Annotated in this window: 30 protein-coding genes; 7 read left to right on the forward strand and 23 right to left on the reverse strand. The window is 65.5% G+C overall.

What is annotated here, in order from left to right; all coding sequences use genetic code 11:
* Window positions 1-7: 7 nt before the first annotated feature.
* The 5 genes from hyi to PTT45_RS13635 all read left to right on the forward strand — a co-directional run bounded on the left by hyi (window position 8) and on the right by PTT45_RS13635 (window position 5,494).
* Window positions 8-790: a hydroxypyruvate isomerase gene (hyi, locus tag PTT45_RS13615; RefSeq protein ID WP_273813864.1), complete on the forward strand. Its 783-nt coding sequence runs from the start codon at window positions 8-10 to the stop codon at window positions 788-790.
* A gap of 15 nt (window positions 791-805) precedes the next feature.
* Complete coding sequence (locus tag PTT45_RS13620) at window positions 806-1,702, forward strand: 2-hydroxy-3-oxopropionate reductase (protein WP_273813865.1); 897 nt, start codon at window positions 806-808, stop codon at window positions 1,700-1,702.
* Between the two features lie 195 nt (window positions 1,703-1,897).
* On the forward strand, window positions 1,898-3,169 hold the full coding sequence (locus PTT45_RS13625) for a glycerate kinase type-2 family protein (protein WP_273813866.1): 1,272 nt from the start codon (window positions 1,898-1,900) through the stop codon (window positions 3,167-3,169).
* The gene (gene pyk, locus PTT45_RS13630; RefSeq protein ID WP_273814255.1) at window positions 3,169-4,584 is read left to right on the forward strand and encodes a pyruvate kinase; all 1,416 of its coding nucleotides are present in this window, start codon (window positions 3,169-3,171) and stop codon (window positions 4,582-4,584) included. Before PTT45_RS13625 ends, pyk begins: the two co-directional genes overlap by 1 nt.
* A gap of 4 nt (window positions 4,585-4,588) precedes the next feature.
* On the forward strand, window positions 4,589-5,494 hold the full coding sequence (locus PTT45_RS13635; RefSeq protein ID WP_273813868.1) for an urea transporter: 906 nt from the start codon (window positions 4,589-4,591) through the stop codon (window positions 5,492-5,494).
* A gap of 165 nt (window positions 5,495-5,659) precedes the next feature.
* On the opposite strand, the gene PTT45_RS13640 is transcribed toward PTT45_RS13635, so the two are convergent.
* The 10 genes from PTT45_RS13640 to ccmA are packed head-to-tail and all read right to left on the reverse strand — an operon-like array spanning window position 5,660 to window position 12,867.
* A complete protein-coding gene (locus PTT45_RS13640; RefSeq protein WP_273813869.1) occupies window positions 5,660-5,977 on the reverse strand; it encodes a hypothetical protein in 318 nt (105 codons plus the stop codon).
* A complete protein-coding gene (ccmI, locus tag PTT45_RS13645) occupies window positions 5,977-7,173 on the reverse strand; it encodes a c-type cytochrome biogenesis protein CcmI (protein WP_273813870.1) in 1,197 nt (398 codons plus the stop codon). Before ccmI ends, PTT45_RS13640 begins: the two co-directional genes overlap by 1 nt.
* Entirely contained in the window at window positions 7,173-7,655 is a 483-nt protein-coding gene (locus tag PTT45_RS13650; RefSeq protein ID WP_273813872.1) for a cytochrome c-type biogenesis protein, read from the reverse strand. The genes ccmI and PTT45_RS13650 overlap by 1 nt, the downstream gene beginning before the upstream one ends.
* On the reverse strand, window positions 7,652-8,185 hold the full coding sequence (locus tag PTT45_RS13655; protein WP_273813873.1) for a DsbE family thiol:disulfide interchange protein: 534 nt from the start codon (window positions 8,183-8,185) through the stop codon (window positions 7,652-7,654). The genes PTT45_RS13650 and PTT45_RS13655 overlap by 4 nt, the downstream gene beginning before the upstream one ends.
* Entirely contained in the window at window positions 8,182-10,155 is a 1,974-nt protein-coding gene (locus PTT45_RS13660; RefSeq protein WP_273814256.1) for a heme lyase CcmF/NrfE family subunit, read from the reverse strand. The genes PTT45_RS13655 and PTT45_RS13660 overlap by 4 nt, the downstream gene beginning before the upstream one ends.
* Window positions 10,156-10,166: 11 nt before the next feature.
* Entirely contained in the window at window positions 10,167-10,622 is a 456-nt protein-coding gene (gene ccmE / locus PTT45_RS13665; RefSeq protein ID WP_273813874.1) for a cytochrome c maturation protein CcmE, read from the reverse strand.
* Complete coding sequence (ccmD, locus tag PTT45_RS13670; protein WP_192320659.1) at window positions 10,619-10,795, reverse strand: heme exporter protein CcmD; 177 nt, start codon at window positions 10,793-10,795, stop codon at window positions 10,619-10,621. Before ccmD ends, ccmE begins: the two co-directional genes overlap by 4 nt.
* Window positions 10,792-11,550, reverse strand: coding sequence for a heme ABC transporter permease (locus tag PTT45_RS13675; protein ID WP_273813876.1), 759 nt, complete (start codon window positions 11,548-11,550; stop codon window positions 10,792-10,794). Before PTT45_RS13675 ends, ccmD begins: the two co-directional genes overlap by 4 nt.
* A 13-nt stretch (window positions 11,551-11,563) precedes the next feature.
* Window positions 11,564-12,235, reverse strand: coding sequence for a heme exporter protein CcmB (ccmB, locus tag PTT45_RS13680; RefSeq protein ID WP_273813877.1), 672 nt, complete (start codon window positions 12,233-12,235; stop codon window positions 11,564-11,566).
* Window positions 12,232-12,867, reverse strand: a complete 636-nt coding sequence (gene ccmA / locus PTT45_RS13685; RefSeq protein WP_273813878.1) for a cytochrome c biogenesis heme-transporting ATPase CcmA — start codon at window positions 12,865-12,867, stop codon at window positions 12,232-12,234. Before ccmA ends, ccmB begins: the two co-directional genes overlap by 4 nt.
* 149 nt (window positions 12,868-13,016) lie before the next feature.
* Between ccmA and fliK the strand changes: the two genes are divergently transcribed.
* Window positions 13,017-14,564, forward strand: a complete 1,548-nt coding sequence (gene fliK, locus PTT45_RS13690) for a flagellar hook-length control protein FliK (protein ID WP_273813879.1) — start codon at window positions 13,017-13,019, stop codon at window positions 14,562-14,564.
* Window positions 14,561-14,899 carry an EscU/YscU/HrcU family type III secretion system export apparatus switch protein gene (locus PTT45_RS13695; protein ID WP_273813881.1) on the forward strand — a complete coding sequence of 113 codons (339 nt, stop codon included), beginning with the start codon at window positions 14,561-14,563 and terminating at the stop codon, window positions 14,897-14,899. Before fliK ends, PTT45_RS13695 begins: the two co-directional genes overlap by 4 nt.
* On the opposite strand, the gene PTT45_RS13700 is transcribed toward PTT45_RS13695, so the two are convergent.
* The 13 genes from PTT45_RS13700 to fleN all read right to left on the reverse strand — a co-directional run bounded on the left by PTT45_RS13700 (window position 14,859) and on the right by fleN (window position 26,062).
* On the reverse strand, window positions 14,859-15,320 hold the full coding sequence (locus PTT45_RS13700) for a rhodanese-like domain-containing protein (protein WP_273813883.1): 462 nt from the start codon (window positions 15,318-15,320) through the stop codon (window positions 14,859-14,861). The genes PTT45_RS13695 and PTT45_RS13700 overlap by 41 nt on opposite strands.
* Window positions 15,321-15,439: 119 nt before the next feature.
* Window positions 15,440-15,844, reverse strand: coding sequence for a DUF2802 domain-containing protein (locus PTT45_RS13705; protein ID WP_273813884.1), 405 nt, complete (start codon window positions 15,842-15,844; stop codon window positions 15,440-15,442).
* Between the two features lie 3 nt (window positions 15,845-15,847).
* On the reverse strand, window positions 15,848-16,327 hold the full coding sequence (locus PTT45_RS13710) for a chemotaxis protein CheW (RefSeq protein ID WP_068830747.1): 480 nt from the start codon (window positions 16,325-16,327) through the stop codon (window positions 15,848-15,850).
* A gap of 74 nt (window positions 16,328-16,401) precedes the next feature.
* The gene (locus PTT45_RS13715) at window positions 16,402-17,250 is read right to left on the reverse strand and encodes a CheW domain-containing protein (protein ID WP_273813887.1); all 849 of its coding nucleotides are present in this window, start codon (window positions 17,248-17,250) and stop codon (window positions 16,402-16,404) included.
* An 84-nt stretch (window positions 17,251-17,334) separates the two neighbouring features.
* Window positions 17,335-18,123 (reverse strand): ParA family protein, encoded by a 789-nt coding sequence (locus PTT45_RS13720; protein WP_273813888.1) that lies wholly within the window; start codon window positions 18,121-18,123, stop codon window positions 17,335-17,337.
* Between the two features lie 52 nt (window positions 18,124-18,175).
* Entirely contained in the window at window positions 18,176-19,063 is an 888-nt protein-coding gene (motD, locus tag PTT45_RS13725) for a flagellar motor protein MotD (protein ID WP_273813891.1), read from the reverse strand.
* 2 nt (window positions 19,064-19,065) lie between these two features.
* Window positions 19,066-19,806, reverse strand: a complete 741-nt coding sequence (locus PTT45_RS13730; RefSeq protein ID WP_273813893.1) for a flagellar motor protein — start codon at window positions 19,804-19,806, stop codon at window positions 19,066-19,068.
* Window positions 19,806-20,918, reverse strand: coding sequence for a protein-glutamate methylesterase/protein-glutamine glutaminase (locus tag PTT45_RS13735; protein ID WP_273813894.1), 1,113 nt, complete (start codon window positions 20,916-20,918; stop codon window positions 19,806-19,808). Before PTT45_RS13735 ends, PTT45_RS13730 begins: the two co-directional genes overlap by 1 nt.
* A gap of 39 nt (window positions 20,919-20,957) precedes the next feature.
* The gene (locus PTT45_RS13740; RefSeq protein WP_273813895.1) at window positions 20,958-23,189 is read right to left on the reverse strand and encodes a chemotaxis protein CheA; all 2,232 of its coding nucleotides are present in this window, start codon (window positions 23,187-23,189) and stop codon (window positions 20,958-20,960) included.
* Between the two features lie 29 nt (window positions 23,190-23,218).
* Window positions 23,219-24,007, reverse strand: coding sequence for a protein phosphatase CheZ (locus PTT45_RS13745; RefSeq protein WP_273813898.1), 789 nt, complete (start codon window positions 24,005-24,007; stop codon window positions 23,219-23,221).
* A gap of 19 nt (window positions 24,008-24,026) precedes the next feature.
* Window positions 24,027-24,401, reverse strand: coding sequence for a chemotaxis response regulator CheY (locus PTT45_RS13750; RefSeq protein ID WP_171016308.1), 375 nt, complete (start codon window positions 24,399-24,401; stop codon window positions 24,027-24,029).
* Between the two features lie 84 nt (window positions 24,402-24,485).
* Complete coding sequence (gene fliA / locus PTT45_RS13755) at window positions 24,486-25,232, reverse strand: RNA polymerase sigma factor FliA (RefSeq protein WP_273813901.1); 747 nt, start codon at window positions 25,230-25,232, stop codon at window positions 24,486-24,488.
* Complete coding sequence (gene fleN, locus PTT45_RS13760) at window positions 25,229-26,062, reverse strand: flagellar synthesis regulator FleN (RefSeq protein ID WP_273813902.1); 834 nt, start codon at window positions 26,060-26,062, stop codon at window positions 25,229-25,231. The genes fliA and fleN overlap by 4 nt, the downstream gene beginning before the upstream one ends.
* Window positions 26,063-26,088 lie beyond the last annotated feature (26 nt).

Consider the following 26,088-nt stretch of genomic DNA (forward strand, 5'->3'; position numbering starts at 1 on the left):
CCAAGACATGCCCCGTTTTGCCGCCAACCTGTCCATGCTGTTCACCGAAGTGGACTTCCTGGAGCGCTTCCCCGCCGCCGCTGAAGCCGGCTTCAGCGGTGTCGAATACCTCTTCCCCTACGACTACCCGGCCGAGCAGATCAAGGCTCAGCTGGACGCCAATGCGCTTACGCAGGTGCTGTTCAACCTGCCTGCCGGCGACTGGGCCGCTGGTGAGCGCGGCATCGCCTGCAACCCGAGCCGGGTCGAGGAATTCCGCGCTGGGGTGGACAAGGCCATCGCCTATGCCCAGGTGCTGGGCAACCAGCAGATCAACTGCCTGGCCGGCATCCGCCCGCAGGGCTACGACTGCGCCACCGTGCGCCAGACCTTCGTCGACAACCTCAAGTACGCCGCCAGCAAGCTCGAGGCCGCCGGCATTCGCCTGGTCATGGAGATGATCAATACCCGCGACATCCCGGGCTTCTACCTGAACACCACCAAGCAGGCCCTGGAAATCCGCGAGGCCGTGGGCAGCGCCAACCTGTACCTGCAGTACGACATCTACCACATGCAGATCATGGAAGGTGACCTCGCCCGCACCGTGGAAGGCAACCTGGCCGTGATCAACCACGTGCAGCTGGCCGACAACCCGGGCCGCAACGAGCCGGGCACCGGCGAGATCAACTACCGCTTCCTGTTCGAGCACCTGGACCGCATCGGCTACCAGGGCTGGGTCGGCTGCGAATACAAGCCCAAGACCACCACTGCCGCCGGCCTCGGCTGGCTGAAAACCCATAACGCCATCTAACAAGAGGTATTTCACATGGCCAAGATCGGATTCATCGGCACCGGCATCATGGGCAAACCCATGGCGCAGAACCTGCAGAACGCAGGCCACACCCTGTTCTTCTCCGAGCACTTCGAGAAGGCCCCGGCCGAGCTGGTCGGTGACAACGGCATCGCCCTGGCCAATCCGAAGGAAGTCGCCCAGGAAGCCGAGTTCATCATCGTCATGGTGCCGGACACTCCGCAGGTCGAAGACGTGCTGTTCCGCAAGGACGGCATCGCCGAAGGCGTCGGCGCCGGCGCCGGCAAGGTAGTGATCGACATGAGCTCGATCTCGCCAACCGCGACCAAGAAATTCGCCGAGAAGGTCAAGGCCACCGGCGCCGCCTACCTGGACGCTCCGGTGTCCGGCGGTGAAGTCGGCGCCAAGGCCGCCACCCTGTCGATCATGGTCGGTGGTTGCCCGAACGCCTTCGAACGCGCCCTGCCGCTGTTCCAGGCCATGGGCAAGAACATCACCCGCGTCGGTGGCAACGGTGATGGCCAGACCGCCAAGGTCGCCAACCAGATCATCGTCGCCCTGAACATCCAGGCCGTCGCCGAAGCCTTGCTGTTCGCCGCCAAGAACGGCGCCGACCCGGCCAAGGTGCGCGAGGCGCTGTCCGGCGGCTTCGCCGGCTCGAAGATTCTCGACGTACACGGCGAGCGCATGATCAAGGGCACCTTCGATCCGGGCTTCCGCATCAGCCTGCACCAGAAGGACCTCAACCTGGCCCTGTCCGGCGCCAAGGAGCTGGGCCTGAACCTGCCCAACACCGCCAACGCCCAACAGGTGTTCAGCACCTGCGCCGCCATCGGTGGCAGCAACTGGGACCACTCCGCGCTGATCAAGGGCCTGGAGCATATGGCGAACTTCAACATTCGCGGTGAGTAAGAACACCCCCTCGCCCATCGGGTGAGGGACGGGGCAGGTCTCGTCAGCCTGCTCTAACACCCTATCGACCTTCCTGGCCTGCGGAGTCACGGCCCAAGGGCCAGGTTGGTCGATTCCACTGCACAGCCGCCGTGCGCGACGGCTGCGCAGTGCAATCGACCGCACCACGACAAGAATCGGCACCCGGAGCCTGACATGACCCTCGATCCACAACGCCTGCTGCGCGAGCTGTTCGCCACCGCCATCGCCGCCGCCCATCCCGACCAGGTGCTGGCCGACCACCTGCCCGCCGACCGCAGCGGCAAGGTCATCGTCATCGGCGCCGGCAAGGCCGCAGCGGCCATGGCGGCGGTGATCGAGCGCGAATGGCAGGGCGAAGTCAGCGGCCTGGTGGTGACCCGCTACGAGCACGGCGCCGACTGCCGCAAGATCGAAGTCGTCGAGGCCGCGCACCCGGTGCCGGACGACGCCGGCGAGCGCGTGGCCCGCCGCGTGCTGGAGCTGGTCAGCAACCTCGGCGAGAACGACCGGGTGATCTTCCTGCTCTCCGGCGGAGGCTCGTCGCTGCTGGCGCTGCCGGCCGAGGGCATCAGCCTCACGGACAAGCAGGCGATCAACAAGGCGCTGCTGCGCTCCGGCGCAACCATCGGCGAGATGAACTGCGTGCGCAAGCACCTCTCCGCCATCAAGGGCGGACGCCTGGCCAAGGCCAGTTGGCCGGCCAGCGTGTACACCTACGCGATTTCCGATGTGCCGGGCGACGAAGCCACGGTGATCGCCTCCGGCCCCACCGTCGGCGACCCGACCACCTCGTTGGAAGCCCTGGCGATCCTCGCCCGCTACGCCATCGACATTCCGGCCAATGTGCGCACCTGGCTGCAGGACCCGCGTTCGGAGACGGTCAAACCGGGCGATCCGTGCCTGGCGCGCAGCCATTTCCAGATCATCGCCACGCCGCAGCAGTCGCTGGACGCCGCCGCGGCCCGCGCACGCAAAGCCGGCTTCGAGGCGCTGATCCTCGGCGACCTGGAGGGCGAATCCCGCGAAGTGGCCAAGGTGCATGCCGGCATCGCCCGCCAGGCGCTGCTGCATGGCCAGCCGATCAAGCCGCCCTGCGTGATTCTCTCTGGCGGCGAAACCACCGTGACCGTGCGCGGCAATGGCCGTGGCGGGCGCAACGCCGAGTTCCTGCTCAGCCTGACCAACAGCCTCAAGGGACTGCCCGGCGTCTACGCCCTGGCCGGCGACACCGACGGCATCGACGGCTCGGAAGACAACGCCGGCGCCATCATGACGCCCTACAGCTTCGCCCGCGCCGGCCTGCAACAGCTGGATGCCGAGGCCGAACTGGCCAACAACAACGGCTACGGCTACTTCGCCGCCCTCGACGAACTGGTGGTCACCGGCCCGACCCGCACCAACGTCAACGATTTCCGCGCCATTCTCATCCTCGGAAGTAACGAATGATGTACGCCGACAAGAAAGTGAAGATTCTCGCCACGCTCGGTCCAGCCATTCGGGGGGCGGACGATATCCGCGCCCTGGTGGAGTCCGGGGTCAACCTGTTCCGCCTCAACTTCAGCCACGGCGAGCATGCCGACCATGCCATGCGCCATGGCTGGGTGCGCGAGGTCGAGCGCCAGTTGGACACGCCGCTGGGCGTGCTGATGGACCTGCAGGGTCCGAAGCTGCGCGTCGGTCGCTTCGCCGACGGCAAGACCCACCTGTTCAAGGGCCAGGCCTTCCGCCTCGACCTCGACGACACGCCGGGCAACGACGTGCGGGTCAACCTGCCGCATCCGGAGATCATCGCCGCCCTGCAGCCCGGCATGAGCCTGCTGTTGGACGACGGCCGCCTGCGCCTGCAGGTGACCAGCAAACACGCCGACGCCATCGACACCATGGTCATCGCCGGCGGCGAGCTGTCCGACCGCAAGGGCGTCAACGTGCCAGAGGCGGTGTTGCAGCTCTCGCCGCTGACCGCCAAGGACCGCCGCGACCTGAGCTTCGGCCTGGAACTGGGCGTGGACTGGGTCGCCCTGTCCTTCGTCCAGCGTCCCGAGGACATCGTCGAGGCGCGCGCGCTGATCGGCGACAAGGCCGCCCTGCTGGCCAAGATCGAGAAGCCCTCGGCGGTACAGCACCTGGAAGAGATCGCCCGCCTGTGCGACGCGATCATGGTGGCGCGCGGCGACCTCGGCGTCGAAGTACCGGCGGAAAACGTGCCGCGCATCCAGAAGGACATCGTGCGCACCTGCCGCCGCCTCGGCCGGCCGGTGGTGGTGGCCACGCAGATGCTCGAATCCATGCGTTTCTCCCCGGCGCCGACGCGCGCCGAGGTCACCGACGTGGCCAACGCCGTGGCCGAAGGCGCCGATGCGGTGATGCTGTCGGCGGAAACCGCCTCCGGGGACTACCCGCTGGAAACCGTGCAGATGATGAGCAAGATCATCCGCCAGGTGGAGAACGGCCCGGACTTCCAGACCCAGCTCGACGTCAACCGCCCGCAGGCCGAGGCCACGGTGAGCGACGCCATCAGCTGCGCCATTCGCCGTATCAGCGCCATCCTGCCGGTGGCCGCGCTGGTCAACTACACCGAGTCCGGCGCCTCCAGCCTGCGCGCCTCGCGCGAACGGCCCAAGGCACCGATCCTCAGCCTCACCCCGAGCCTGCAGGTGGCCCGCCGCCTGAGCCTGGCCTGGGGCGTGTATTCGGTGGTCAAGGAGCGCCTGCAGGAGGCCGAGCAGGTCACCGGCACCGCCCTGGAGGCCGCCCGTGCACAAGGCATGGCCCGCAGCGGCGAAACCCTGGTGATCACCGCCGGCGTACCCCTGGGCCAGCCCGGCAGCACCAACATGCTGCGCATCGAGCAGCTCGGCTGATGCCATGCCCCTGGCCAGTGGTTTTCGCGCCCTGCTCTGCGCCTTCGCGCAGATCTTCCTGCAGCAACGTCCGGGCTTTGGCCTGACGGTGCTGCTGGCGCTGCTGATCGGGGCACCCGAACTCCTGGGCGACGCCCTGCTCGGCGCACTGGCCGGCAACCTGGTGGCGCAACGGCGTGGCTACGCCCAGGCCGATATCGACGCCGGGCTGTATGGCTACAACGGTGCGCTGATCGGCCTGCTGCTGAGCCTGAAGCTGGACTGGGCGCCGCTGTTGCCGCTGCTGGTGATCACCCTCGCCGGGCTGTCCAGCCTGCTGCTACGGCCCTGGCTGCACGCCGCGCGCACGCAACAGTGGCTACCCGCCTACACCCTGCCCTTCGTCCTCTGCGGCTGGGCGCTGCCCTGGCTGGCCAGGCTGCTGGATATGCCGGAGGCATCTGCGCCAGCGGCAACGCTGCTGATCGAGCATGGCTGGCTGGCCGCCATCGAAGCGACCCTGCGCGGTCTCGGCCAGGTGATCTTCCTCGACCATCCGCTCGCCGGGCTCTGCCTGCTACTGGGTCTGCTGCTGTGCAACAGGCGCAGTGCGGCCTGGGCGCTGGGCGCAGCGGCGCTGCCGGTGGCATTGGCCGTAGTGAATGAACAACCGCTGGAGAGTGCCTTCGCCGGCCTGCTGGGCTACAGCCCGGTATTGGCCGCCATTGCCCTGGCCCAGACCTATCGCCGCCCCTGGGCGCCGCTGGCCGGACTGTTGTTGAGCCTGCTCCTGCAGCCCGGCTTTGCCGCGCTGGGCCTGGCGCCGCTGACCATGCCCTTCATCCTCGCCTGCTGGCTGGTGGTGGCGAGCACCCAGTTGCTGCGTCGCGCAGCACTGGAGTCAGCGCCGCTCTCGCGCCGCCTACCCTAAGAACCTGCTCCAAGTCTGCTGCGCGTCGGCCAAACAGCGTTGGAAACGGCCTCGGGCTGCTCATTTACAACTCGTAAACTCCGCACCCTCGGCCATTTCCGCCACCGCTTGGCTCTAGCTCGCGAGACTTTGAACAGGTTCTAAGCCCCAACTAACGAGAGGTTGTCACTCGGCGATGGTGCGTCCGAGCCCCGCCGGCACGCCACTGCTGTCGGTCGGCTGCCAGGGGCCATTCGGGCTGCTGGCCCAGTTCCAGCCACGGTTCCAGCGGTAGTAGACGCGCTCGCGGTAGTACAGCTTGCTGGCGCCCTGGATCACGTACACGCCCAGCGCCGGGTCCCAGTACGCGTTGCCGCCGGGCGGCGGCGCGTAGCGCGGGTGGCTCTGCTGGTGCGCCGGCTCGCCGCCCTTGGGCGTGACGCCCGGCTGCAGCGCACAGCCGCTCAATGCCAGCAGCAGGGCCAGGGACAGCCCTGCGCGCATCACTGCGCCTGCTCCGGGCTGTCGATCAGCAGGGTCTGCGGGTCACGGGTGCTGCTGGCAATCGGCTGGCCACGGCCGACCCACTCGCCCTTGGTGGCCACGCCGCTGCGCGAGATGCGCGCGACCAGCTGCACTTCGGGGAAGCTGGAGAGCTTGAGCTGCTCCATCATCGCGTCCTTGTCGCTCAGCTCGACCTTGGCCGGCAGATCGGCCACGGTCAGACGCTTGACCGCCAGTGGCATGGGCGGGCCGCTGGCGGCGCGGGCGAAGACGAATACCGCATCACCCGGCTGCACCTTGGCCTTGAGCGCCGGCGCCAGATCAACGCTGACGCTGATCACCGCCATGGACTTGTTCACCAGCTCCTCGGGCACCGGCTGGCCGCTGGCCTGCAGTTGCTCGCGGGCCTTGTCGATGCCGACCTGGATCGAGGCGCGCGACGGATCTTCCGCCGGCATCTGCGCCAGCAGGCGCTGCCAGTACTCGACAGCATCGGCGAAACGTTCGTCCTCGAAGGCGGCGATGCCGAGCAGGCCGAGGCTGGTCACTTCTGCCGCGTCCTTCTGCAGCGCCTCGTCGGTCAGCGCCTGCAGCTGCTCGGTCCATTGCTTGTCGCCGGCGAAATACAGCGCTTGGGCCCACTGGCCCAGCAGCTCCGGCTCACGCCCGGCGACGCGCACAGCCTGCTCGTAGGCCCTGGCCGCCTCGCTGGCGCGCCCTTCGCTCATGTACATGCGAGCGAGGAAATACCAGGCCTCGGCCGATTCCGGATTGTCCTTCACCGCCTGCTCCAGGCGTGCGGTCATCTGGTCCATAGTCGGCCGGTCCTGCATGGTCGTCAGCTCCTGGCTGGCGCCCCAGTGCCAGTACAGGCCGAAGGCCAGGCCGGGCACGGCCAGGGCGATCAGCAGCGGCAGCGCCTTGCCCAGGCGCTGGACACGGCCGTTGCCGGCGCCTTCGGTGTCGGCCAGCAGTTCACGGGCAGCCTCGGCCTGGCCGGCGTCGAACTGCTCGACGGTCAGGGTGCCGGCCTCGCGCTGCGCCTGCAGTTCGGCCAGGCGCTCCTGGTACAGAGCGACGTTGAGCGCGGTGCGGTCTTCCTCGGCCTGGGCGCGACGGCCACGCAGCACGGGAATCAGCAGGAAAGCCGTGCCGACCAGCAGCAACAGGCCGACGGCGAGCCAGAATTCGATCATCAGTCTTGGGTATCCCGGTTTTCTTTCAGCAGAGCGTCGAGACGCTCACGTTCGGCAGCGCTCAGGGCGACCCGCTCGGGGGCGGCCTCGACCTTGCGCCGGCGCAGGACCAGCACCACCAGCCCGATGGCGCCCAGGCCCAGCAGGCCGAAAGGGCCATACCAGAGCAGCCACGTGCGGCTGTCCAGCGGCGGCTTGTACATCACGAAGTCGCCGTAGCGCATGACCAGGAAATCGACGATCTCCTTGTCGCTGCGGCCCTCGTCGAGCATGCGGAAGATCTCGCGGCGCAGGTCGGTGGCGATCGGCGCGTTGGAGTCGGCGATGTTCTGGTTCTGGCACTTGGGGCAGCGCAGTTCCTCGGTGAGGCTGCGGAAGCGCTCGCGCTCCACCTCGTCCTTGAACTCGTAGGTGTCGATGGCGGCACGAGCCACGCCGATCAGCGACAGCCCCAGCAAACAGGCGAGCAGCAGGCGCTTCACTGTTTGGCCTCCAGCAGCGCCTGGTAGCGCGGCGCCAGCTCCTGGCGCCAGACGCGCTCATCGATGGCACCAACGTACTTGTGGCGGATGATGCCCTGGGCATCGATCAGGAAGGTCTCCGGCGCGCCGTATACGCCGAGGTCCAGGCCCAGGCTGCCCTTGGCGTCGACCAGGGTGAGCTGGTACGGGTCGAGGTAATCCTTCAGCCATTTGCGCGCGGCCTCGGCGTCGTCCTTGTAGTTGACGCCGTAGATCACCACGCCGGCCTTGGCCAGGCTGTTGAGCATCTGGTGCTCGGCCTTGCAGGTCGGGCACCAGGTGGCCCAGACGTTGATCAGCGCCGGGCCCTTGAAGTCGGCCTGGGTCAGCAGACGCTGCGGCTGCTCCAGGTCCGGCAGGCTGAAGGCCGGCAGCGGCTTGTCGATCAGCGCCGACGGCAGTTCCTGCGGATCGAGGAACAGGCCCTTGTAGAGAAACACCGCCATGCCGAGGAACAGCGCCAGCGGAACCAGCAGGATCAGTCGCTTCATACGGCAGCTTCCTCGAGGCCGAGAACGTCACGCACGCGGGTGCGCACCTTGACCCGGTAGCGCGGATCGAAGGCCGCCAGCAGGCCGCCGAGGCCCATCATCAGGCCGCCCAGCCAGATCCAGCGCACGTAGGGCTTGATGTGCACGCGCACGGCCCAGGCACCGTCTTCCAGCGGCTCGCCGAGGGCGACGTAGAGGTCACGGGTGAAGCCGGCGGAAATGCCCGCCTCGGTCATCGGCATCTGCTGCACGGTATACAGGCGCTTCTCCGGATGCAGCACGGCGATTTCCTCGCCATCTTCCAGCACACGCACGGTGCCTTTGTCCGAAGTGAAGTTGGGGCCCTCGAAGTGCTGCGCCCCCTCGAAGACGAAGCGGTAACCGCCCAGCTCCAGCGACTCACCCGGCGCCAGGCGCAGGTCACGCTCGGCGCTGCCATGGCTGACCAGCACCACGCCGACCGCGCACGCGGCGATGCCGAGATGTGCCAGTTGCATGCCCCAGTAGCTGCTGGAGAGGCTGCGAACGCCCTTGAACAGGCCCTTGTGGCGGCACTTGTCGAGCAGGTCGCGCACGCCGGCCAGCAGCACCCAGAAGGCCAGCAGGAACACCGCCAGCACGGTCCAGTGGAAGTCGCCGAAGGCCCAGCTGGCGAGGAAGCCCAGCGCCACGCTGGCGATCAGCACCGGGGTGAGCATGCCGCGCAGCCACTTGACCGGGGTGTCCTTCCAGCGCACCAGCACGCCAACCGCCATGACCAGCATCAGCAGCGCCATCAGTGGTACGAACAGGGCGTTGAAGTAAGGCGGGCCGACCGACAGCTTGGCGCCGGTCAGCGCATCGAGCACCAGCGGATAGAGGGTGCCGAGCAGGATCATCGCGGCCGCCACCACCAGCACCAGGTTGTTGGCCAGCAGGAAGGTTTCACGCGACCACAGGGCGAAGCCGACCTGACTCTTGACCACCGGTGCACGCACGGCGAACAGCGCCAGCGAGCTCCCAACCACGATCAGCAGGAACACCAGGATGAACACGCCGCGCTCCGGGTCGTTGGCGAAGGCATGCACCGAGGTGAGCACGCCGGAACGGACCAGGAAGGTGCCGAGCAGGCTCAGGGAGAAAGCGGCGATGGCCAGCAGCACGGTCCAGCTCTTGAACACGCCACGCTTCTCGGTCACCGCCAACGAGTGAATCAGCGCGGTGCCGACCAGCCAGGGCATGAACGAGGCGTTCTCCACCGGGTCCCAGAACCACCAGCCACCCCAGCCCAGTTCGTAGTAGGCCCACCAGGAGCCGAGGGCGATACCGACGCCGAGGAAAGCCCAGGCGACGATGGTCCACGGACGCGACCAGCGCGCCCAGGCGGCGTCCAGCTTGCCGCCCAGCAGCGCGGCGATGGCGAAGGCGAAGGCCACCGAGAAGCCGACGTAGCCCATGTAGAGCATCGGCGGATGCACGATCAGGCCGAAGTCCTGCAGCAGCGGGTTGAGGTCGCGGCCATCCATGGGGCTGTCCGGCAGCAGGCGCTCGAAGGGGTTGGAGGTGATGATCAGGAACAGCAGGAAGCCGACGCTGATCATGCCCATCACGGCCAGCACGCGGGCCAGCATCACTTCCGGCAGCTGGCGCGAGAAAATCGCCACGGCGAAGGTCCAGCCGCCGAGGATCAGTGCCCACAGCAGCAGCGAGCCCTCGTGCGCGCCCCATACGGCGCTGAACTTGTAGTACCAGGGCAAGGCGCTGTTGGAGTTGCTGGCCACGTAGGCCACGGAGAAGTCGTCGGCCATGAAGGCCCAGGTCAGGCAGGCGAAGGAAAACGCCAGCATGATGAACTGGCCCCAGGCCGCCGGCTGGGCCAGGCCCATCCACTGGCGATCACCGCGCCAGGCACCGATCAGCGGCAGGGTCGACTGGACGATGGCCAGGCACAGGGCGAGGATCAGGGCCACATGCCCCAGTTCGGGAATCATCAGCGCGGCGTTCATTGCTTGGCCTCGCCTTCGGCCGGGAGCTTGCCGCTCTCCTTGAGCGCCTTGGTCACTTCCGGCGGCATGTAGTTCTCGTCGTGCTTGGCCAGCACCTCATCGGCGACCAGCACGCCCTCTGCGTTGAGCTTGCCGAGGGCGACGATGCCCTGCTCCTCGCGGAACAGGTCCGGCAGGATGCCGCGGTATCGAATGGTCACGTTCTTGGCGAAGTCGGTGACCACGAATTCGACGTCCAGCGAGTCGGCGGAACGCTTGACCGAGCCCTTGGCGACCATGCCGCCGGCGCGGATACGGGTGTCCTGCGGCGCCTCACCATTGGCGATCTGGGTCGGGGTGTAGAACAGGTTGATGTTCTCCTGCAACGCGCTGAGGGCCAGGCCCACGGCGGCAGAGACACCGACCAGGATGGCCAGGATGATGTACAGGCGTTTCTTGCGGACCGCGTTCACTGTTGTTTCTCCCGGCGCAAACGACGCGCCTCGTCTTGCAGATAACGCCGGCGCGCTAGGATCGGCAGCACGACGTTGAGGGCCAGCACCGCCAGGCTGATGCCGTAGGCCGACCACACGTAAGCGCCATGGCTACCCATGGCGAGGAATTCGCTGAAAGAGGCGAAACTCATGCCCTGCCCTCCACCAGACGCGCGACTTCGGCGCGCACCCAGCTGCTGCGGGCCTCGCGCTTGAGCACTTCGGTACGCATGCGATAGAGCAGCACGGCGCCGAGGAAGCAGTAGAAGCCCAGCACGCAGAGCAGCAGCGGCAGCCACATCTCGACGTTCATGCTGGCCTTGCCGGTGACCTTGAAGGTGGCCGGCTGGTGCAGGGTGTTCCACCACTCCACCGACTTCTGGATGATCGGGATATTCACCGCGCCGACCAGCGCCAGCACAGCGCAGGCCTTGGCCGCGCTGTCGCGGTTGCTGATCGCATTGCCCAGGGCGATGACGCCGAAGTAGAGGAACAGCAGGATCAGCATCGAGGTCAGGCGCGCGTCCCACACCCAGTAGGTGCCCCAGGTCGGCTTGCCCCAGATGGCGCCGGTGACCAGCGCGACGAAGCACAGCCAGGCGCCGATCGGCGCGGCCTGCTGCAGCGCCACGTCGGCCAGTTTCATCTTCCATACCAGGCCGACGATGCCGGCCACCGCCATCAGCAGGTAGCAGGACTGGGCGAGGAACGCCGCCGGCACGTGGATGTAGATGATCCGGTAGCTATTGCCCTGGTACTTCTCCGGCGGCGCGAAGGCCAGCCCCCAGACGATGCCGACGGCAAGCAGCACGACGGCTGCCGCAGCCAGCCAGGGCAGCCAACGGCCGCTGCGCTCATAGAACCACTTGGGCGAACCCCACTGGTGAAACCAGGTCCATCTCATCACGGTGACTCTTTAGTTATTCGCCGATGCTGATCTTCAGCCCGGCGCCGATTGCAAAGGGTGTCAGGGTGACCGCCAGGGCGGTCAGGCTGGCCAGCCACAACAGGTGACCGGCCGCCGGCAATCCTTGCAGGGCTGCTTGCAGCGCCCCGGTGCCGAGAATCAGCACCGGGATGTACAGCGGCAGTATCAGTAGCGCCAGCAGCAGGCCGCCGCGCTTGAGACCGACGGTCAGCGCCGCGCCGACAGCGCCGAGCAGGCTCAGCACCGGGGTACCGAGCAGCAGCGACGCCAGCAGTACCGGCAGGCAGCGCCCCGGCAGGCCGAGCATCAGCGCCAGCAGCGGCGCCAGCAGCACCAGGGCCAGGCCCGAGAACAGCCAGTGTGCCAGCACCTTGGCCAGCACCAGAAGAGGCAGCGGGTGCGACGAAAGGACCCACTGCTCCAGCGAACCATCCTCGAAATCACTGCGGAAAAGCCCGTCCAGCGAGAGCAGCACGGCCAAAAGCGCCGCTACCCAGATCAGCCCGGGCGACAAGGTCTGTAACAGATTGGTCTCAGGACCGACCGCCAGCGGGAACAGGGCGATGACGATGGCGAAGAACACCAGCGGGTTGGCCAGCTCGGCCGGACGACGAAACAGCAGGCGCGCCTCGCGGGCCAGCAGCAGGAGGAAGACGCTGTTCATGCTGCGCGCTGCCCCAGGTCGAGCACGCGATAGCCGGACGGCACCTGCTGCAACGTGTGGTGAGTGGTCAGCACGACCAGGCCGCCGCGCTCGCAGTGCTGGGCCAGATGGGCTTCCAGCTGCGCCACGCCCTGTTTGTCCAGGGCGGTGAAGGGTTCGTCGAGAATCCACAGCGGCGGCGCATCCAGATACAGACGGGCCAGCGCGACGCGGCGCTGCTGGCCGGCGGACAGGGTGTGGCAAGGCACATCCTCGAAACCACGCAGACCGACGGCCTCCAGCGCCTGCCAGATCGCCTCGCGATCGGCCGGCCGGTGCAGGGCGCAGAGCCAGGCTAGGTTCTCTTCGGCGGTGAGCAGCCCCTTGATACCGGCAGCGTGGCCGATCCATAGCAGGCTGCTACCCAGTTCGCCGCCCTGGCGGGCCAGCGGCTTGTCATTCAACAGCACCTCGCCGGCCGTTGGCTGCATCAACCCGGCGAGCAGGCGCAGCAGGCTGGTCTTGCCGCTGCCGTTGGGACCAGCCACCTGCAACAGGGTGCCGCCGCCGAGGTCCAAATCCAGACCCTCGAACAGCAGGCGCCAATCCCGCTCACAGGCGAGGGCAACGGCTTGGAGTCGTGGACTGGTCACTGCATGGCATCCCGGAGGGGTTCAAGTCGGAGGGGGGCTGGCCGCTATACTGGTGCAAGTTGACCGTACAGCCAGCCCGAACGGGGCGGCATTATACATGCCGGGCTTCGCCCTCCGAAGCCGGCTTTTTGACAGGGTGTGACCCGGCCATGGCAGAAATCAGCAGTACTCGCCCGCTTCCCGCGGCGACGCCGACCACCCGACCCGCCGCGAACCCCGCGGCCGATCTGGCGGTGAAGCTGCTGCAGCCGCTGGAAGGCATGCTCGCGGCAGGCGAGACAGCCAAGGCCGAGGTGCTGGCAGCCAAGGAAACGGCGCAGAGCTTCCAGCTGCTGCTCAAGCTGACCCTGGACAGCGGCAAGCAGGCCACCCTCGAAGCCAGCAGCTCACGCCCGCTGGCCCAGGGCACCACCCTGGCCGTCACCGCGCTCTCGGAAACCCGTCTGGCCGTTGCCTTGCAAGGTGGCGATACGCGTCTGCTCACCAGCCTGGATCTCGACCAGCTTCCCGTTGGCACCCTGCTGCAAGGCAAGGTCGAATCCCGTGAGCAGATCGCCCAGCTCAAGGCCCAACAGACTCTGTACCGGGTAGTGGTCAATCTGCTCAACACCTCGCTGTCCGGCAGCAAGCTGAGCGTCGAGACACCGCTACCGCTGCCCATCGGCAGCCTGCTCACCGCGCAGGTGCAGGGCAGCCAGAACCTCGCCTTCCTGCCCCTGAGCGGGCGCCTGGACCAACTGGTGCTGGGCCAGCAGCTGGCCGCCCAGCAAAGCCGCCAGGGTTCCCTGGAAGGACTGTTCAAGGGCCTGCAAGGCATGGCCCAGCAGGATGGGCTGCCGAGCGAGCTGCGCACCAGCATCGACAAGCTGCTTGGCCTATTCCCTGACGGCAAGCAACTCAGCAGCCCCGATGGCCTGGCCAAGGCCATGGAGCAGAGTGGTGTGTTCCTCGAGGCCAAGATGCTCGGCGGTCAGGCGCAGCAATTGCCGCAGGATCTCAAGGCCAGCCTGCTGCGCCTCGTGGCGCAACTGCTACCCAACCTGCCTGGCGGTGCCCCCATGCCCGCTGCCAGCGCCAGCAACGCGCTGGCCCAGGCCCTGCCCTCGTTCGTCCGCAACGCGCTCGGCGCACTCGGCCAGGTCAGCCTGCGCCAGCAGGCCATGAGCTTCCCCCTGCCCTCGCGCCTGCTGCAGTCGATGGATGAAGAGGCGGACCTGGAGACCCTGCTCAAACTGGCCGCCGCCGCCGTGTCGCGCCTGCAGACCCATCAGCTGTCGAGCCTGGCGCAGACCCAGGTGACGCCGGAAGGCAACCTGCTGACCACCTGGCAGCTGGAGCTGCCGATGCGCAACCAGCACGACGTGGTGCCGCTGCAGGTCAAGCTGCAGCGCGAAGAGTCCGGAGCCGAGACCCGCAAGGAGCAGAAGGAAACCCTGTGGCGCATCGATCTGGCCTTCGATCTCTACCCGCTGGGGCCGCTGCAGGTGCAGGCACAGCTGCTGCGCGGCAGCCTGTCCAGCCAGCTGTGGGCCGAGCGCGCCGACACTGCTCTGCTGATCGACCAGGAACTGGATAATCTACGCCAGCGCCTGCTCGGCGCCGGTCTCGAAGTCGGTGAACTGAGCTGCCGCCAGGGCATGCCGCCGCAAGGACCCAAGACACATCTGGAGCAACGCTGGGTGGACGAGACCGCATGAAGCAGGACAAGGCACCCCGCCAGGCCATCGCCCTCTCCTACGACGGCGCCAATGCCCCCAGCCTCACGGCCAAGGGCGACGACGAACTGGCCGAGGCCATCCTGGCCATCGCCCGCGAGTATGAAGTCCCGATCTACGAGAACGCCGAGCTGGTGCGCCTGCTGGCGCGCCTGGAACTGGGCGATGCGATTCCCGAACCGCTGTATCGCACCATCGCCGAGATCATCGCCTTCGCCTGGTATCTCAAGGGCAAACGCCCGGCCGGCTTCGTCGAGGACCCGGCGGAGCGTGATATCAGTCCATCCCAGCCGCGGTTGGCTGCCCCTCGAGAATGAAGGCGAACAACTCGCCCTCCTGCCCCTTGCCCTGGGGGAAGTCCAGCAGCTGCCAGGCGAAGTAGCCGGTGCGGAAGTAGTACACCTGCTGGAAGCCCCAACCGACGGCGCGGCGTGCGGCCTCGGCACTGTGTGGACAGACCTCGCTGTCGCAGTACAGCACTATCGGCATGTTGCGCGGCCAGTCCGGCCCGGACAATTCCTCGAAACGCTGGTCCAGTGCCAGGTGCAGCGCTCCGTGCACATGCCCCCAGCCCCACTCGCGGGACGGGCGCACGTCGATGAACAACACACCGTATTCGTAGAGCTGGCGAGCCTGCACGGCATTCACCGTCGTCGCCCCTCTGACTTCCAGTGGAGCCTCGCTGGCTCCCACACTCGGCATGACCAGGCACAGCAGCAACATCAATGCAAAACGCATGGTGGACCTCCTCGAGAAGTCAGCTCCATGAGTTCAGCTTAGGCAGGCGGGCGCCCCATGCTTGGAACCATTAAGGTCGCGCGGGCGAGGAAACAGAACTTAAGGATGTAAGGGAAGGCTCAAGAACGCTGCTTTTGCGCCATATGCAGGCGGCTGACCAGCTCGGCCTCGGCCTGACTCAGGCCACAGGAATGCGTCAGATCATCAACGCTGGCGCCCATCCCCGCCAGGCGCGCGGCCTGGGTGAAGGACAGGCTGGAAGGATCGCGCTGCTCCATCTGGTTGAGCTTGTCCGGCAGTGGAGCCACTACCCGGCGCAGCTCGTGGAGCTCCTCACCCATGCGAATGCTTCCGGTGAGGTAGGCATCCAGGCGGCGCGACACCTCCTTGAGCCGCTGATCACGGAGGGCGTCGCGCTCTTTCTGCAGCTCAGCCTGCTGGCGCAGCTTCAGCGAAAGCTGATAGCAAGCGCCGGCAAGCAGCACGCAGAACAGGCCGAGCACGGCCACCGCGATCTCTAGCATGGGTCAGATGCTCTCCAGCTCGGACCACTCTTCCTCGGTCATCATCTTGTCCAGCTCGACCAGGATGAGCAGCTCGCCGTTCTTGTTGCACACTCCCTGAATGAACTTGGCGGACTCGTCGTTACCGACGTTCGGCGCGGTCTCTACCTCGGACTGGCGCAGGTAGACCACTTCGGCAACGCTATCGACCAGGATGCCGACCACCTGCTTGTCCGCCTCGATGATCACGATACGGGTGTTGTCGGTAACCGGTGCCGGCGACAGACCGAAGCGCTGGCGGGTGTCGATCACGGTGACCACGTTGCCGCGCAGGTTGATGATGCCGAGCACATAGGCCGGAGCCCCTGGAACCGGAGCGATCTCGGTGTAACGCAGCACTTCCTGCACCTGCATCACGTTGATGCCGTAGGTCTCGTTATCCAGACGGAAGGTCACCCACTGCAGAATCGGATCTTCGGAACCTTGCGCTGACGATTTCTTCATGTCCCTAGCCTCAAGTTCGCGGGTCTACCCGCTTGTCGTTAACTATAGAGCCCCGCGCGAACGGGGCGTTGCATTCAGTGTGCGCGGATCGCTCCGCTGCGCGTGGCGCCGCTGGCGATCAGCTCGGCCAGGGCCGAGACATCGAGCAACGCGCACATGTGTTCGATCACCGTGCCGGCCAGCCAGGGGCGCTGCGAGCGCTGGCTGCGCCACTTGATCTCATCCGGTACCAGGCGGATCGAGCGGCTGACCTGGTGTACCGCCAGGCCCCACTCGTAGCCCTGCACGGAAATCACGTACTGCAGGCCCTCGCGGAAATCTTCGCGATAGCGCTCGGGCATCACCCAGCGCGCGGTATCCAGCACCTTCAGGTTGCCCGCCTGGCTCGGCAGTATGCCAAGGAACCAGTCCGGCTGGCCGAACAACGGGGTCAGCTCGGTATCGGCCAACGGGTAGATGGAGCCCAGGCACACCAGCGGAACCGCCAGGGTCAGGCCGGCCACGTCGAACAGCAGGCACTCGAAAGGCTCTTCGGCCCAATCCGGGCGGCCGTCGAGGCTGGGCACTGCGGCGGGCTGCAGCTCCTGCTCGGTCTGCACGATTACTTGCGGCTCGATCTCCGCCACCGGGGCCGGAGCCGGGATCTCGATCTCGACTTCCACCAGCGGAGCCACTTCAGGCAGACGCAGATCGATGGTCGGCAGCACCTGTGGCTTGGCCTCGGCCAGCGCCAGGGGTCTGAGAGTTACCGGCGGCGTCTCCTCACGGCGGGCATCGCGCACCTGCTCTTCGAGCACGGCTGCTTCGAACTCGTCGAAATCGAGGCTCTCCTCCAGTTCGACGGCGGCCTCCTGCAACAGTGCATCCAGGTAGGACTGCAAGGCCTGCTGAGGTCGAATGGCGGCGGTGGCGGTGCGGCTCATAAAGTGTTCCACGAGAGAGTCTGTACAGACTATCGGCAGGGCTGGCCGATGACTTGAACCTGTCCGTTCAGCATAGCCGGCCCATCAGGCTACCTGAGTCGCCGGCTGGCCCGCCAGCAAGTGCTTGAGCAACGCGCGATAGGCGATGACCCCGCGACTGTTGCCATCGAACTGCGAGGGCGTCCGCCCTGCTCTGCTGGCATCACGCAGACGGGTATCCACCGGCACATAGGCCTGCCAGAGGTGCTCCGGATAAGTGTTGCGCAGCACCCGCAGGGTATTCAACGAGGCCTGGGTGCGCCGATCGAACAGGGTCGGAACGATGGTGTACGGCAAAGGCTGCTTGCGCGAACGATTGACCATATTGAGGGTGCTGACCATGCGCTCCAGGCCCTTCACGGCAAGGAACTCGGTCTGCACCGGAATCACCAGCTGCTGGCTCGCAGCCAGCGCATTGACCATCAGCACGCCGAGCAAGGGAGGGCTGTCGATGATGGCGTGGTCGAACTTGTCCCACAGCTGCGCCAGGCTTTTGGCGATCACCAGGCCCAGACCGTTCTGCCCGGGCGACTGGCGCTCCAGGGTGGCAAGCGCGGTGCTCGACGGCAGCAGGGAAATACTCTCATGGCTGGTTGGCAGCAGCAGGCTGGCCGGCAACCCCTGGGGCACGACGCCCTGATGCAGGAACAAGTCAAAGTTGCTGTGTTCCAGGGTGTCCGGATCATGGCCGAAATAACTGGTCATCGACCCGTGCGGGTCGAGGTCGACCACCACCACGCGCTTGCCGGCATCAGCCAGCAGGCCCGCCAGGGCGATGGATGTGGTGGTCTTGCCGACCCCACCTTTTTGATTGGCTACTGCCCAGACTTTCATATTCTTCGTCCTCCCGGCCTGGCCGTCCCCCTGCCGAGAACTGGGTGACGCCTCAGGGTGTAGGCGTCGAAATATTGGCGGGCCCGGTCACCGGTGCCGCCTGTGGCTGTGCCGGTGCAGGTTGCGTGCCAGCACGCTGCAATGCGGCATCAGGCTTGGCATTGCTGCTACCCACACCACTCACGCTACGCCGAACGTCGAGGTTGCGCGACACCACCAGCACCACCCGGCGGTTGCGTGCCCGTCCCTCTGCCGTGGCATTGTCCGCCACCGGCTGGAATTCGCCATAGCCGACTGCGGCCATACGCCCGGGATTCACCCCGTCCATCGCCAGCATCCGCACTATGCTGGCCGCCCGCGCCGAGGAAAGTTCCCAGTTACTCGGGTACTGCGCGGTGTTGATCGGCAGGTTGTCGGTGAAGCCTTCGACATGCACCGGGTTTTCATAGGGCGCCAATATCTTTGCGACCTTCTCGATAAGAGTGAAGGCCATCTCGTTGGGAACTGCATCGCCGCTGGGGAACAACAGGCTGGAGTTGAGCTCGATCTCCACCCACAGCTCGTTGCCGCGCACGGTCAGCTGTTCGTTGGCGATCAGATCGCCGAAAGCGTCGCGCATGCTGGTGGCGATCTGCTGCAGCGGATCGTTGGCCGGATCATCGCTGGAGGTGCTGCTGTTCGGGTTGTCCTCGATCATCGAGCGGTCAGGTTCTGTGGTGCGCGGCTTCTCGTCACCGATGGGGATCGGCTTGATCGCCCGCTCCGGCTCGCTGAACACGCCGACCAGGCTCTCCGACAACACCTTGTACTTGCCCTCGTTGATCGAGGAGATCGAATACATCACCACGAAGAAGGCGAACAGCAGGGTGATGAAGTCCGCGTAGGACACCAGCCAGCGTTCGTGATTCTCGTGCTCTTCGTGGTTGCGCCGACGGGCCATGGTCAGTCCATGAAGCCCTGCAGCTTCAGCTCGATGGAGCGCGGGTTCTCGCCCTCGGCGATGGACAGAATGCCCTCCAGCAGCATTTCACGGTAACGCGACTGGCGCATGGCAACGGCCTTCAGCTTGTTGCCCACCGGCAGCAGCAACAGGTTGGCGAACGCCACGCCGTAGATGGTGGCCACAAACGCAACGGCAATGCCGCTACCCAGCTTGCTCGGGTCGGCCAGGTTGCCCATCACGTGGATCAGGCCCATCACCGCACCGATGATGCCGATGGTCGGCGCATAACCGCCCATGCTCTCGAACACTTTGGCCGCCTGGATATCGCGGGCTTCCTGGTTGTAGAGATCGACTTCGAGAATGCTGCGGATGGCTTCCGGCTCGGCGCCATCCACCAATAGCTGCAAGCCCTTGCGGGCATAAGGATCAGACTCGTTGTCGGCAACAGGCTCGAGGCCAAGCAGGCCTTCCTTGCGCGCCGCCATGCTCCAGCCGACCACACTGTTGATGCCACCAGCCAGATCGATGCGCGGCGGGAAAACGATCCAGCGCAGAATCGCCAGGGCACGCTTGAACACGTGCATCGGCGCCTGGATGAAAGCCGCGCCCAAGGTGCCGCCGATCACGATCAGCGCCGCCGGGCCATTGATCAGAGCCCCGACGTGGCCACCCTCCAGGTAATTGCCGCCAATGATGGCGACGAAGGCCAGGATGACGCCGATGAGGCTGAGTACATCCATCAGATACAGGCCTCGGCCAGGTGGCGGCCAATCTCATCGAGCCCATACACGGCATCAGCCAGGTTGGCCTTCACCACCGCCATGGGCATGCCGTAGATGACGCAACTGGCCTCATCCTGGGCCCACACCTGGCTTCCGCTCTGCTTGAGCAGGCGCGCGCCCTCACGGCCGTCGGCGCCCATGCCGGTGAGCACCACGGCCAGCACCTTGTCGTTGAACGACTTGGCGGCCGAGCCGAAGGTGATATCGACGCAAGGCTTGTAGTTCAGACGCTCGTCACCGGGCAGGATCTTCACCGCGCCGCGCGGGTCGACCATCATCTGCTTGCCACCAGGAGCCAGCAGCGCCAGTCCGGGGCGCAGCACATCACCATCCTCGGCCTCTTTGACGGTAATCCGGCAGAGCTTGTCCAGGCGCTCGGCAAAGGCCTTGGTGAACGCCGCCGGCATGTGCTGGATCAATACGATGGGCGCCGGGAAATTGGCTGGCAGCTGGGTAAGCACCCGCTGCAGAGCCACAGGCCCGCCGGTGGACGTGCCGATGGCCACCAGCTTGTACGATTTACGCTTTGGGGCACCACCACTGGAAGCCGGTGCCGCCGGAGCAGCGCTGGGCCGGCTGACCGGTGCAGGAGCCGGAGCAGCTCCCCGCGCGGCAGGCGCGGCGGCCGGCGACGGGCTGGCCGCAGGGGCACTGAAGGTGCTGTAGCGACGATTACTGCGAGCGATGGTGTGGACCTTCTCGCACAGCAAGGCCTTGACCTTGTCAGGGTTGCGCGAGATGTCCTCGAAGTTCTTCGGCAGGTAGTCAACCGCACCGGCGTCCAGCGCATCCAGGGTGACACGAGCACCCTCGTGGGTCAGCGAGGAGAACATCAGGACCGGCGTCGGGCAGCGCTGCATGATGTTCCGCACTGCCGTGATGCCATCCATCATCGGCATCTCGTAATCCATGGTGATCACGTCCGGCTTGAGGGCCAGAGCCTGATCGATAGCCTCGCGACCGTTGGTGGCGGTACCGACTACCTGAATATCGGGATCGGCGGAGAGGATTTCCGAGACCCTGCGGCGGAAGAAGCCGGAGTCATCCACCACCAGGACCTTGACTGCCATAAACACTCCAGAGCGGCTGGCCTGGCCAGCCGCATTCGATCAGATGCGACGCGCGTAACGCTTGAGCATGCTCGGCACGTCGAGGATCAGGGCGATGCGCCCGTCACCGGTAATGGTAGCGCCAGACATGCCGGGCGTGCCCTGCAGCATCTTGCCGAGGGGTTTGATCACCACCTCTTCCTGACCAACCAGTTGGTCGACCACGAAGCCGATGCGCTGGCTACCGACGGTAAGAATGACCACGTGACCCTCGCGCTGCTCCTCGTTGGACGCGCCGACGACCAGCCAGCGTTTGAGGTAGAACAACGGCAGTGCCTTGTCGCGCACGATTACCACTTCCTGGCCGTCTACCACGTTGGTGCGCGACAGGTCGAGGTGGAAGATCTCGTTGACGTTGACCAGCGGGAAGGCAAAAGCCTGGTTGGCCAGCATCACCATCAGGGTCGGCATGATCGCCAGGGTCAGCGGCACCTTGATGATGATCTTCGAGCCCTGGCCCTTGGCCGAATGCACGTTGATGATGCCGTTGAGCTGGGAAATCTTGGTTTTCACCACGTCCATGCCCACACCGCGGCCGGACACGTCGGAAATCTCGGTCTTGGTCGAGAAGCCCGGAGCGAAGATCAGGTTGTAGCACTCGGTCTCGCTCAGGCGGTCGGCCGCATCCTTGTCCAGCAGGCCCTTCTCCACCGCCTTGGCGCGGAGAATCTCCGGGTCCATGCCTTTGCCGTCGTCGGAGATCGACAACAGGATGTGATCACCCTCCTGCTCGGCGGACAGCACCACGCGGCCCGCCCGCGCCTTGCCGGCGGCCTCGCGCTCGTCAGGCCCCTCGATGCCATGGTCGACCGCGTTGCGCACCAAGTGCACCAGCGGGTCGGCCAAAGCCTCGACCAGGTTCTTGTCGAGGTCGGTCTCTTCACCGACCAGCTCAAGGTTGATCTCTTTCTTCAGGTTGCGGGCCAGATCGCGAACCAGGCGCGGGAAACGCCCGAACACCTTCTTGATCGGCTGCATGCGGGTCTTCATGACCGAGGTCTGCAGATCCGCGGTGACCACGTCGAGGTTGGACACGGCCTTGGCCATGGCCTCGTCGCCACTGTTCAGACCCAGGCGGACCAGGCGATTACGCACCAGCACCAGTTCGCCGACCATGTTCATGATCTCGTCCAGGCGCGCGGTGTCGACCCGTACGGTGGTCTCCGCTTCGCTGGCAGCTGGCGCAGGAGCACCACCGGCAGCTGCCGGTGCTGGCGCTGCAGCCTTAGCCGGTTCTGCCTTGGCTGCCGGTTTTGCGGCAGGCTTGGCGGCTTCGACCTTCTTCGGCTCGGCCTTCTTGGCTGGTGCGGCCGCAACCGGAGCAGCTACTGCAGCAGCCTCCTCGGCCGGCCCGGTGATCTTGCCCTTGCCATGCAACTGGTCGAGCAGCGCTTCGAATTCATCGTCGGTGATGTCGTCGCCGCCGGCAGCGGACGCTGCAGGCGCAGCTGCGGGTTTGGCTGGCGCGGTCGGCTCGTCGGCCGGGCCGGTGAACTTGCCCTTGCCATGCAACTGGTCGAGCAGCGCTTCAAATTCATCGTCGGTGATGTCGTCGCCACCGCTGGCAGCCGGGGCTGCTGCAGGCTTGACAGGCGCAACCGGCTCATCGGCCGGGCCGACAAACTTGCCCTTGCCGTGCAGCTGGTCGAGCAGAGCTTCGAACTCGTCGTCGGTGATCTCATCGCCGCCACCGGCGACTGGCGCCTCAACCTCTGCTGCCGGCTGATCGCCGATGGCATCCAGCAGCTGCTCGAACTCGCTGTCGGTAATGTCATCACCAGCGGCAGGCGCTTCGGCAGCTTCCGCTTCCGGCTCCGACTCTGTCGCCAGCTCGTCGGCGCTTTCCGGCTCGGCCAGGCGCGACAACGCGGCCAGCAGTTCCGGGGATGCCGGCGTGGGCTCGGTACGCTCACGTACCTGGCTGAACATCTCGTTGACCGCATCCAGCGCCTGCAGGACCACGTCCATCAGCTCGGCGTTAACGCGGCGTTCGCCTTTGCGCAGGATGTCGAAGACGTTTTCCGCGATGTGGCAGCACTCGACCAGCTCGTTGAGCTGGAGGAAGCCCGCGCCACCCTTGACGGTGTGGAAACCACGGAAAATGGCATTGAGCAGGTCCATGTCATCTGGTCGGCTCTCCAGCTCGACCAGTTGCTCGGACAACAACTCTAGAATTTCGCCGGCCTCTACCAGGAAGTCCTGGAGGATTTCTTCATCGGCGTCGAAGCTCATCGGTGCGCTCCAAAGGCTCTGTTAGAGCCCTAAAATCCAAGGCTGGACAGCAGATCGTCGACATCGTCCTGGCTGGAAGCGATGTCTTCACGCTTATCGGCATGTATCTGCGGACCTTCACCCTTGGAAGGCTCTTTTTGTTGTTGCTGCTCGGCGCGCAACTCTTCCATGTCATGTTCGATGCCGGCAAAGCGGTCGACATGACTGGCCATCAGCATCAGTTTGAGCAGGTCGCGCTCGACCTCGGTGACCAGCTGCGTCACGCGCTTGATCACCTGACCGGTGAGATCCTGGAAGTCCTGCGCCAGCAGAATGTCGTTCAGATGCCCGGACAGCTTCTGGCTGTCACGCTCGCTACGCGCGAGGAACAGCTCGATACGCTTGGCCAAGTCGCGGAAGGCGTCGGCGCCCATCTCGCGGCGCATGAACTTGCCCCACTCCGCCGAAAGCGTCTTGGCCTCGTCACCCAGATCGTTGACCAGCGGCGCGCTCTGCTCGACCAGGTCCATGGTGCGGTTGGCCGCTTTCTCGGTCATCTGCACCACATAGGACAGACGCTCGGTGGCGTCGGTGATCTGCGAGATTTCCTGGGCGTGCGGGTTGTGCGGATCGAGTTGGAAATTGACGATCGCGTTGTGCAATTCGCGGGTGAGCTTGCCAACCTCTTGGTACAAGCCATGATCACGAGCCTTGTTGAGCTCGTGAATCAGGCCAACCGCCTCACCGAAATTCCCTTTTTCAAGGCTCTCGACAAGCTGAGTGGCATGCTGCTTCAGGGTCGATTCGAGTTCGCCCAGATGTGAATCATCGTGTGCCATAGCGCCCTCGCGGCGATCATCAGCCGTTAACCCGTTCGAAGATCTTCTCGATCTTCTCCTTCAGTACCTGGGCGGTGAACGGCTTGACCACGTACCCGTTTACACCGGCCTGGGCGGCTTCGATGATCTGCTCGCGCTTGGCTTCTGCAGTCACCATCAGTACCGGCAGGGTCTTCAGGCGATCATCGGCACGCACCGCGCGCAGCAGATCGATACCGGTCATGCCAGGCATGTTCCAGTCGGTTACCAGGAAGTCGAAGCTGCCGCTCTGCAGCATAGGCAGCGCGGTATTGCCGTCGTCTGCCTCTGCGGTGTTGGTGAACCCCAGATCACGCAGGAGGTTCTTGATGATCCGTCGCATCGTCGAAAAATCGTCAACGATGAGGATTTTCATGTTCTTGTCCAAGTCGACCTCCGTACAGTCCTAAGCGCACCCGGTGGCCCGGAAACGCCGTAAATCATGAAATCGGCCAGCCCGTCAGCTGGCTCGCCACTCACCCAACCGGGCCCGCAAACGCGCGGCGCACTGGCTGTGCAACTGGCTGACCCGGGATTCGCTGACCCCCAGTACCTCGCCGATTTCCTTCAAATTCAGTTCTTCGTCGTAATACAGCGACAGCACCAGGCGCTCGCGTTCCGGCAGATGGGCGATGGCGTCGGCCAGCGCCGCCTGAAACCGCTCGTCTTCCAGGCCATGCAGAGGCCCGCCGTGACTGCTGCTGACATCCTCGTGCAATCCACCCTGCTCACCGTCCTGCACCAGGTCGTCGAAACTGAACAGGCGGCTGCCCAAAGTGTCGCCAAGGATGCCGTAGTAATCCTCGAGACTCAATTGGAGTTCGGCCGCAACCTCTTGATCTTTAGCGTCTCTTCCCGTGCGAGCCTCGATTGCACGAATAGCGTCGCTGACCATCCGAGTATTGCGGTGCACCGAACGCGGCGCCCAATCGCCCTTGCGCACCTCATCCAGCATGGCTCCGCGGATGCGGATGCCGGCATAAGTCTCGAAGCTGGCACCCTTAGTGCCATCGTATTTTTTTGACGCTTCCAGTAGACCGATCATGCCCGCCTGCATCAGGTCGTCGACCTGCACGCTGGCCGGTAGACGCGCCAACAGGTGATAGGCGATGCGCTTGACCAGAGGCGCGTAGCGCTCGATCAACTGGTGCTGGGAATCCTGCGCCTGCGCCTTGTTGTACATGCGAAGTCCACTGGCTGCTGTCATACCGCCGTACCCGCGATCGGCTGCTGCACCAGACGCTCGACGAAGAACTCCAGATGGCCGCGCGGGTTGGCCGGGAGCGGCCACGTGTCGACTTTCTGGGCGATCGCCTTGAACGCCAGTGCGCATTTCGAGCGCGGGAAGGCTTCGTATACCGCGCGCTGTTTCTGCACGGCCTTGCGTACGGACTCGTCGTAGGGGACGGCGCCGACGTACTGCAGGGCCACATCAAGAAAACGGTCGGTTACCTTGGTCAGCTTAGCAAAGAGATTGCGTCCTTCCTGCGGGCTGTGGGCCATGTTGGCCAGCACGCGGAAGCGGCTCATGCCGTAGTCGCGATTGAGCAGTTTGATCAGCGCATAGGCGTCGGTGATCGAGGTCGGCTCGTCGCAGACCACCACCAGCACCTCCTGCGCCGCGCGCACGAAGCTGACCACGCCGTCGCCAATGCCGGCGGCGGTATCGATTACCAGCACATCAAGGTTGTCGCTGATGTCACTGAAGGCCTGGATCAGGCCGGCGTGCTGCACCGGCGACAGCTGCACCATGCTCTGCGTGCCTGATGCGGCCGGCACCACGCGAATGCCGCCGGGCCCCTGCAGGAGCACGTCCTTGAGGTCGCACTCGCCGGCGATCACGTCGGCCAGGGTGCGCTTGGGGGTCAGGCCGAGCAGGACGTCGACGTTGGCCAGGCCAAGGTCGGCGTCCATCAGCATGACCCGGCGACCAAGGTCAGCCAGGGCCAGCGACAGGTTCACCGACACATTGGTCTTGCCGACACCGCCCTTGCCGCCAGTGACTGCGATCACCTGTACGGGATGCATACTACCCATGTTCTTCTCTTACCCTTGTCTTGCCT

The sequence above is a fragment of the Pseudomonas sp. Gutcm_11s genome (assembly GCF_028649395.1).
Lineage (GTDB): Bacteria > Pseudomonadota > Gammaproteobacteria > Pseudomonadales > Pseudomonadaceae > Aquipseudomonas.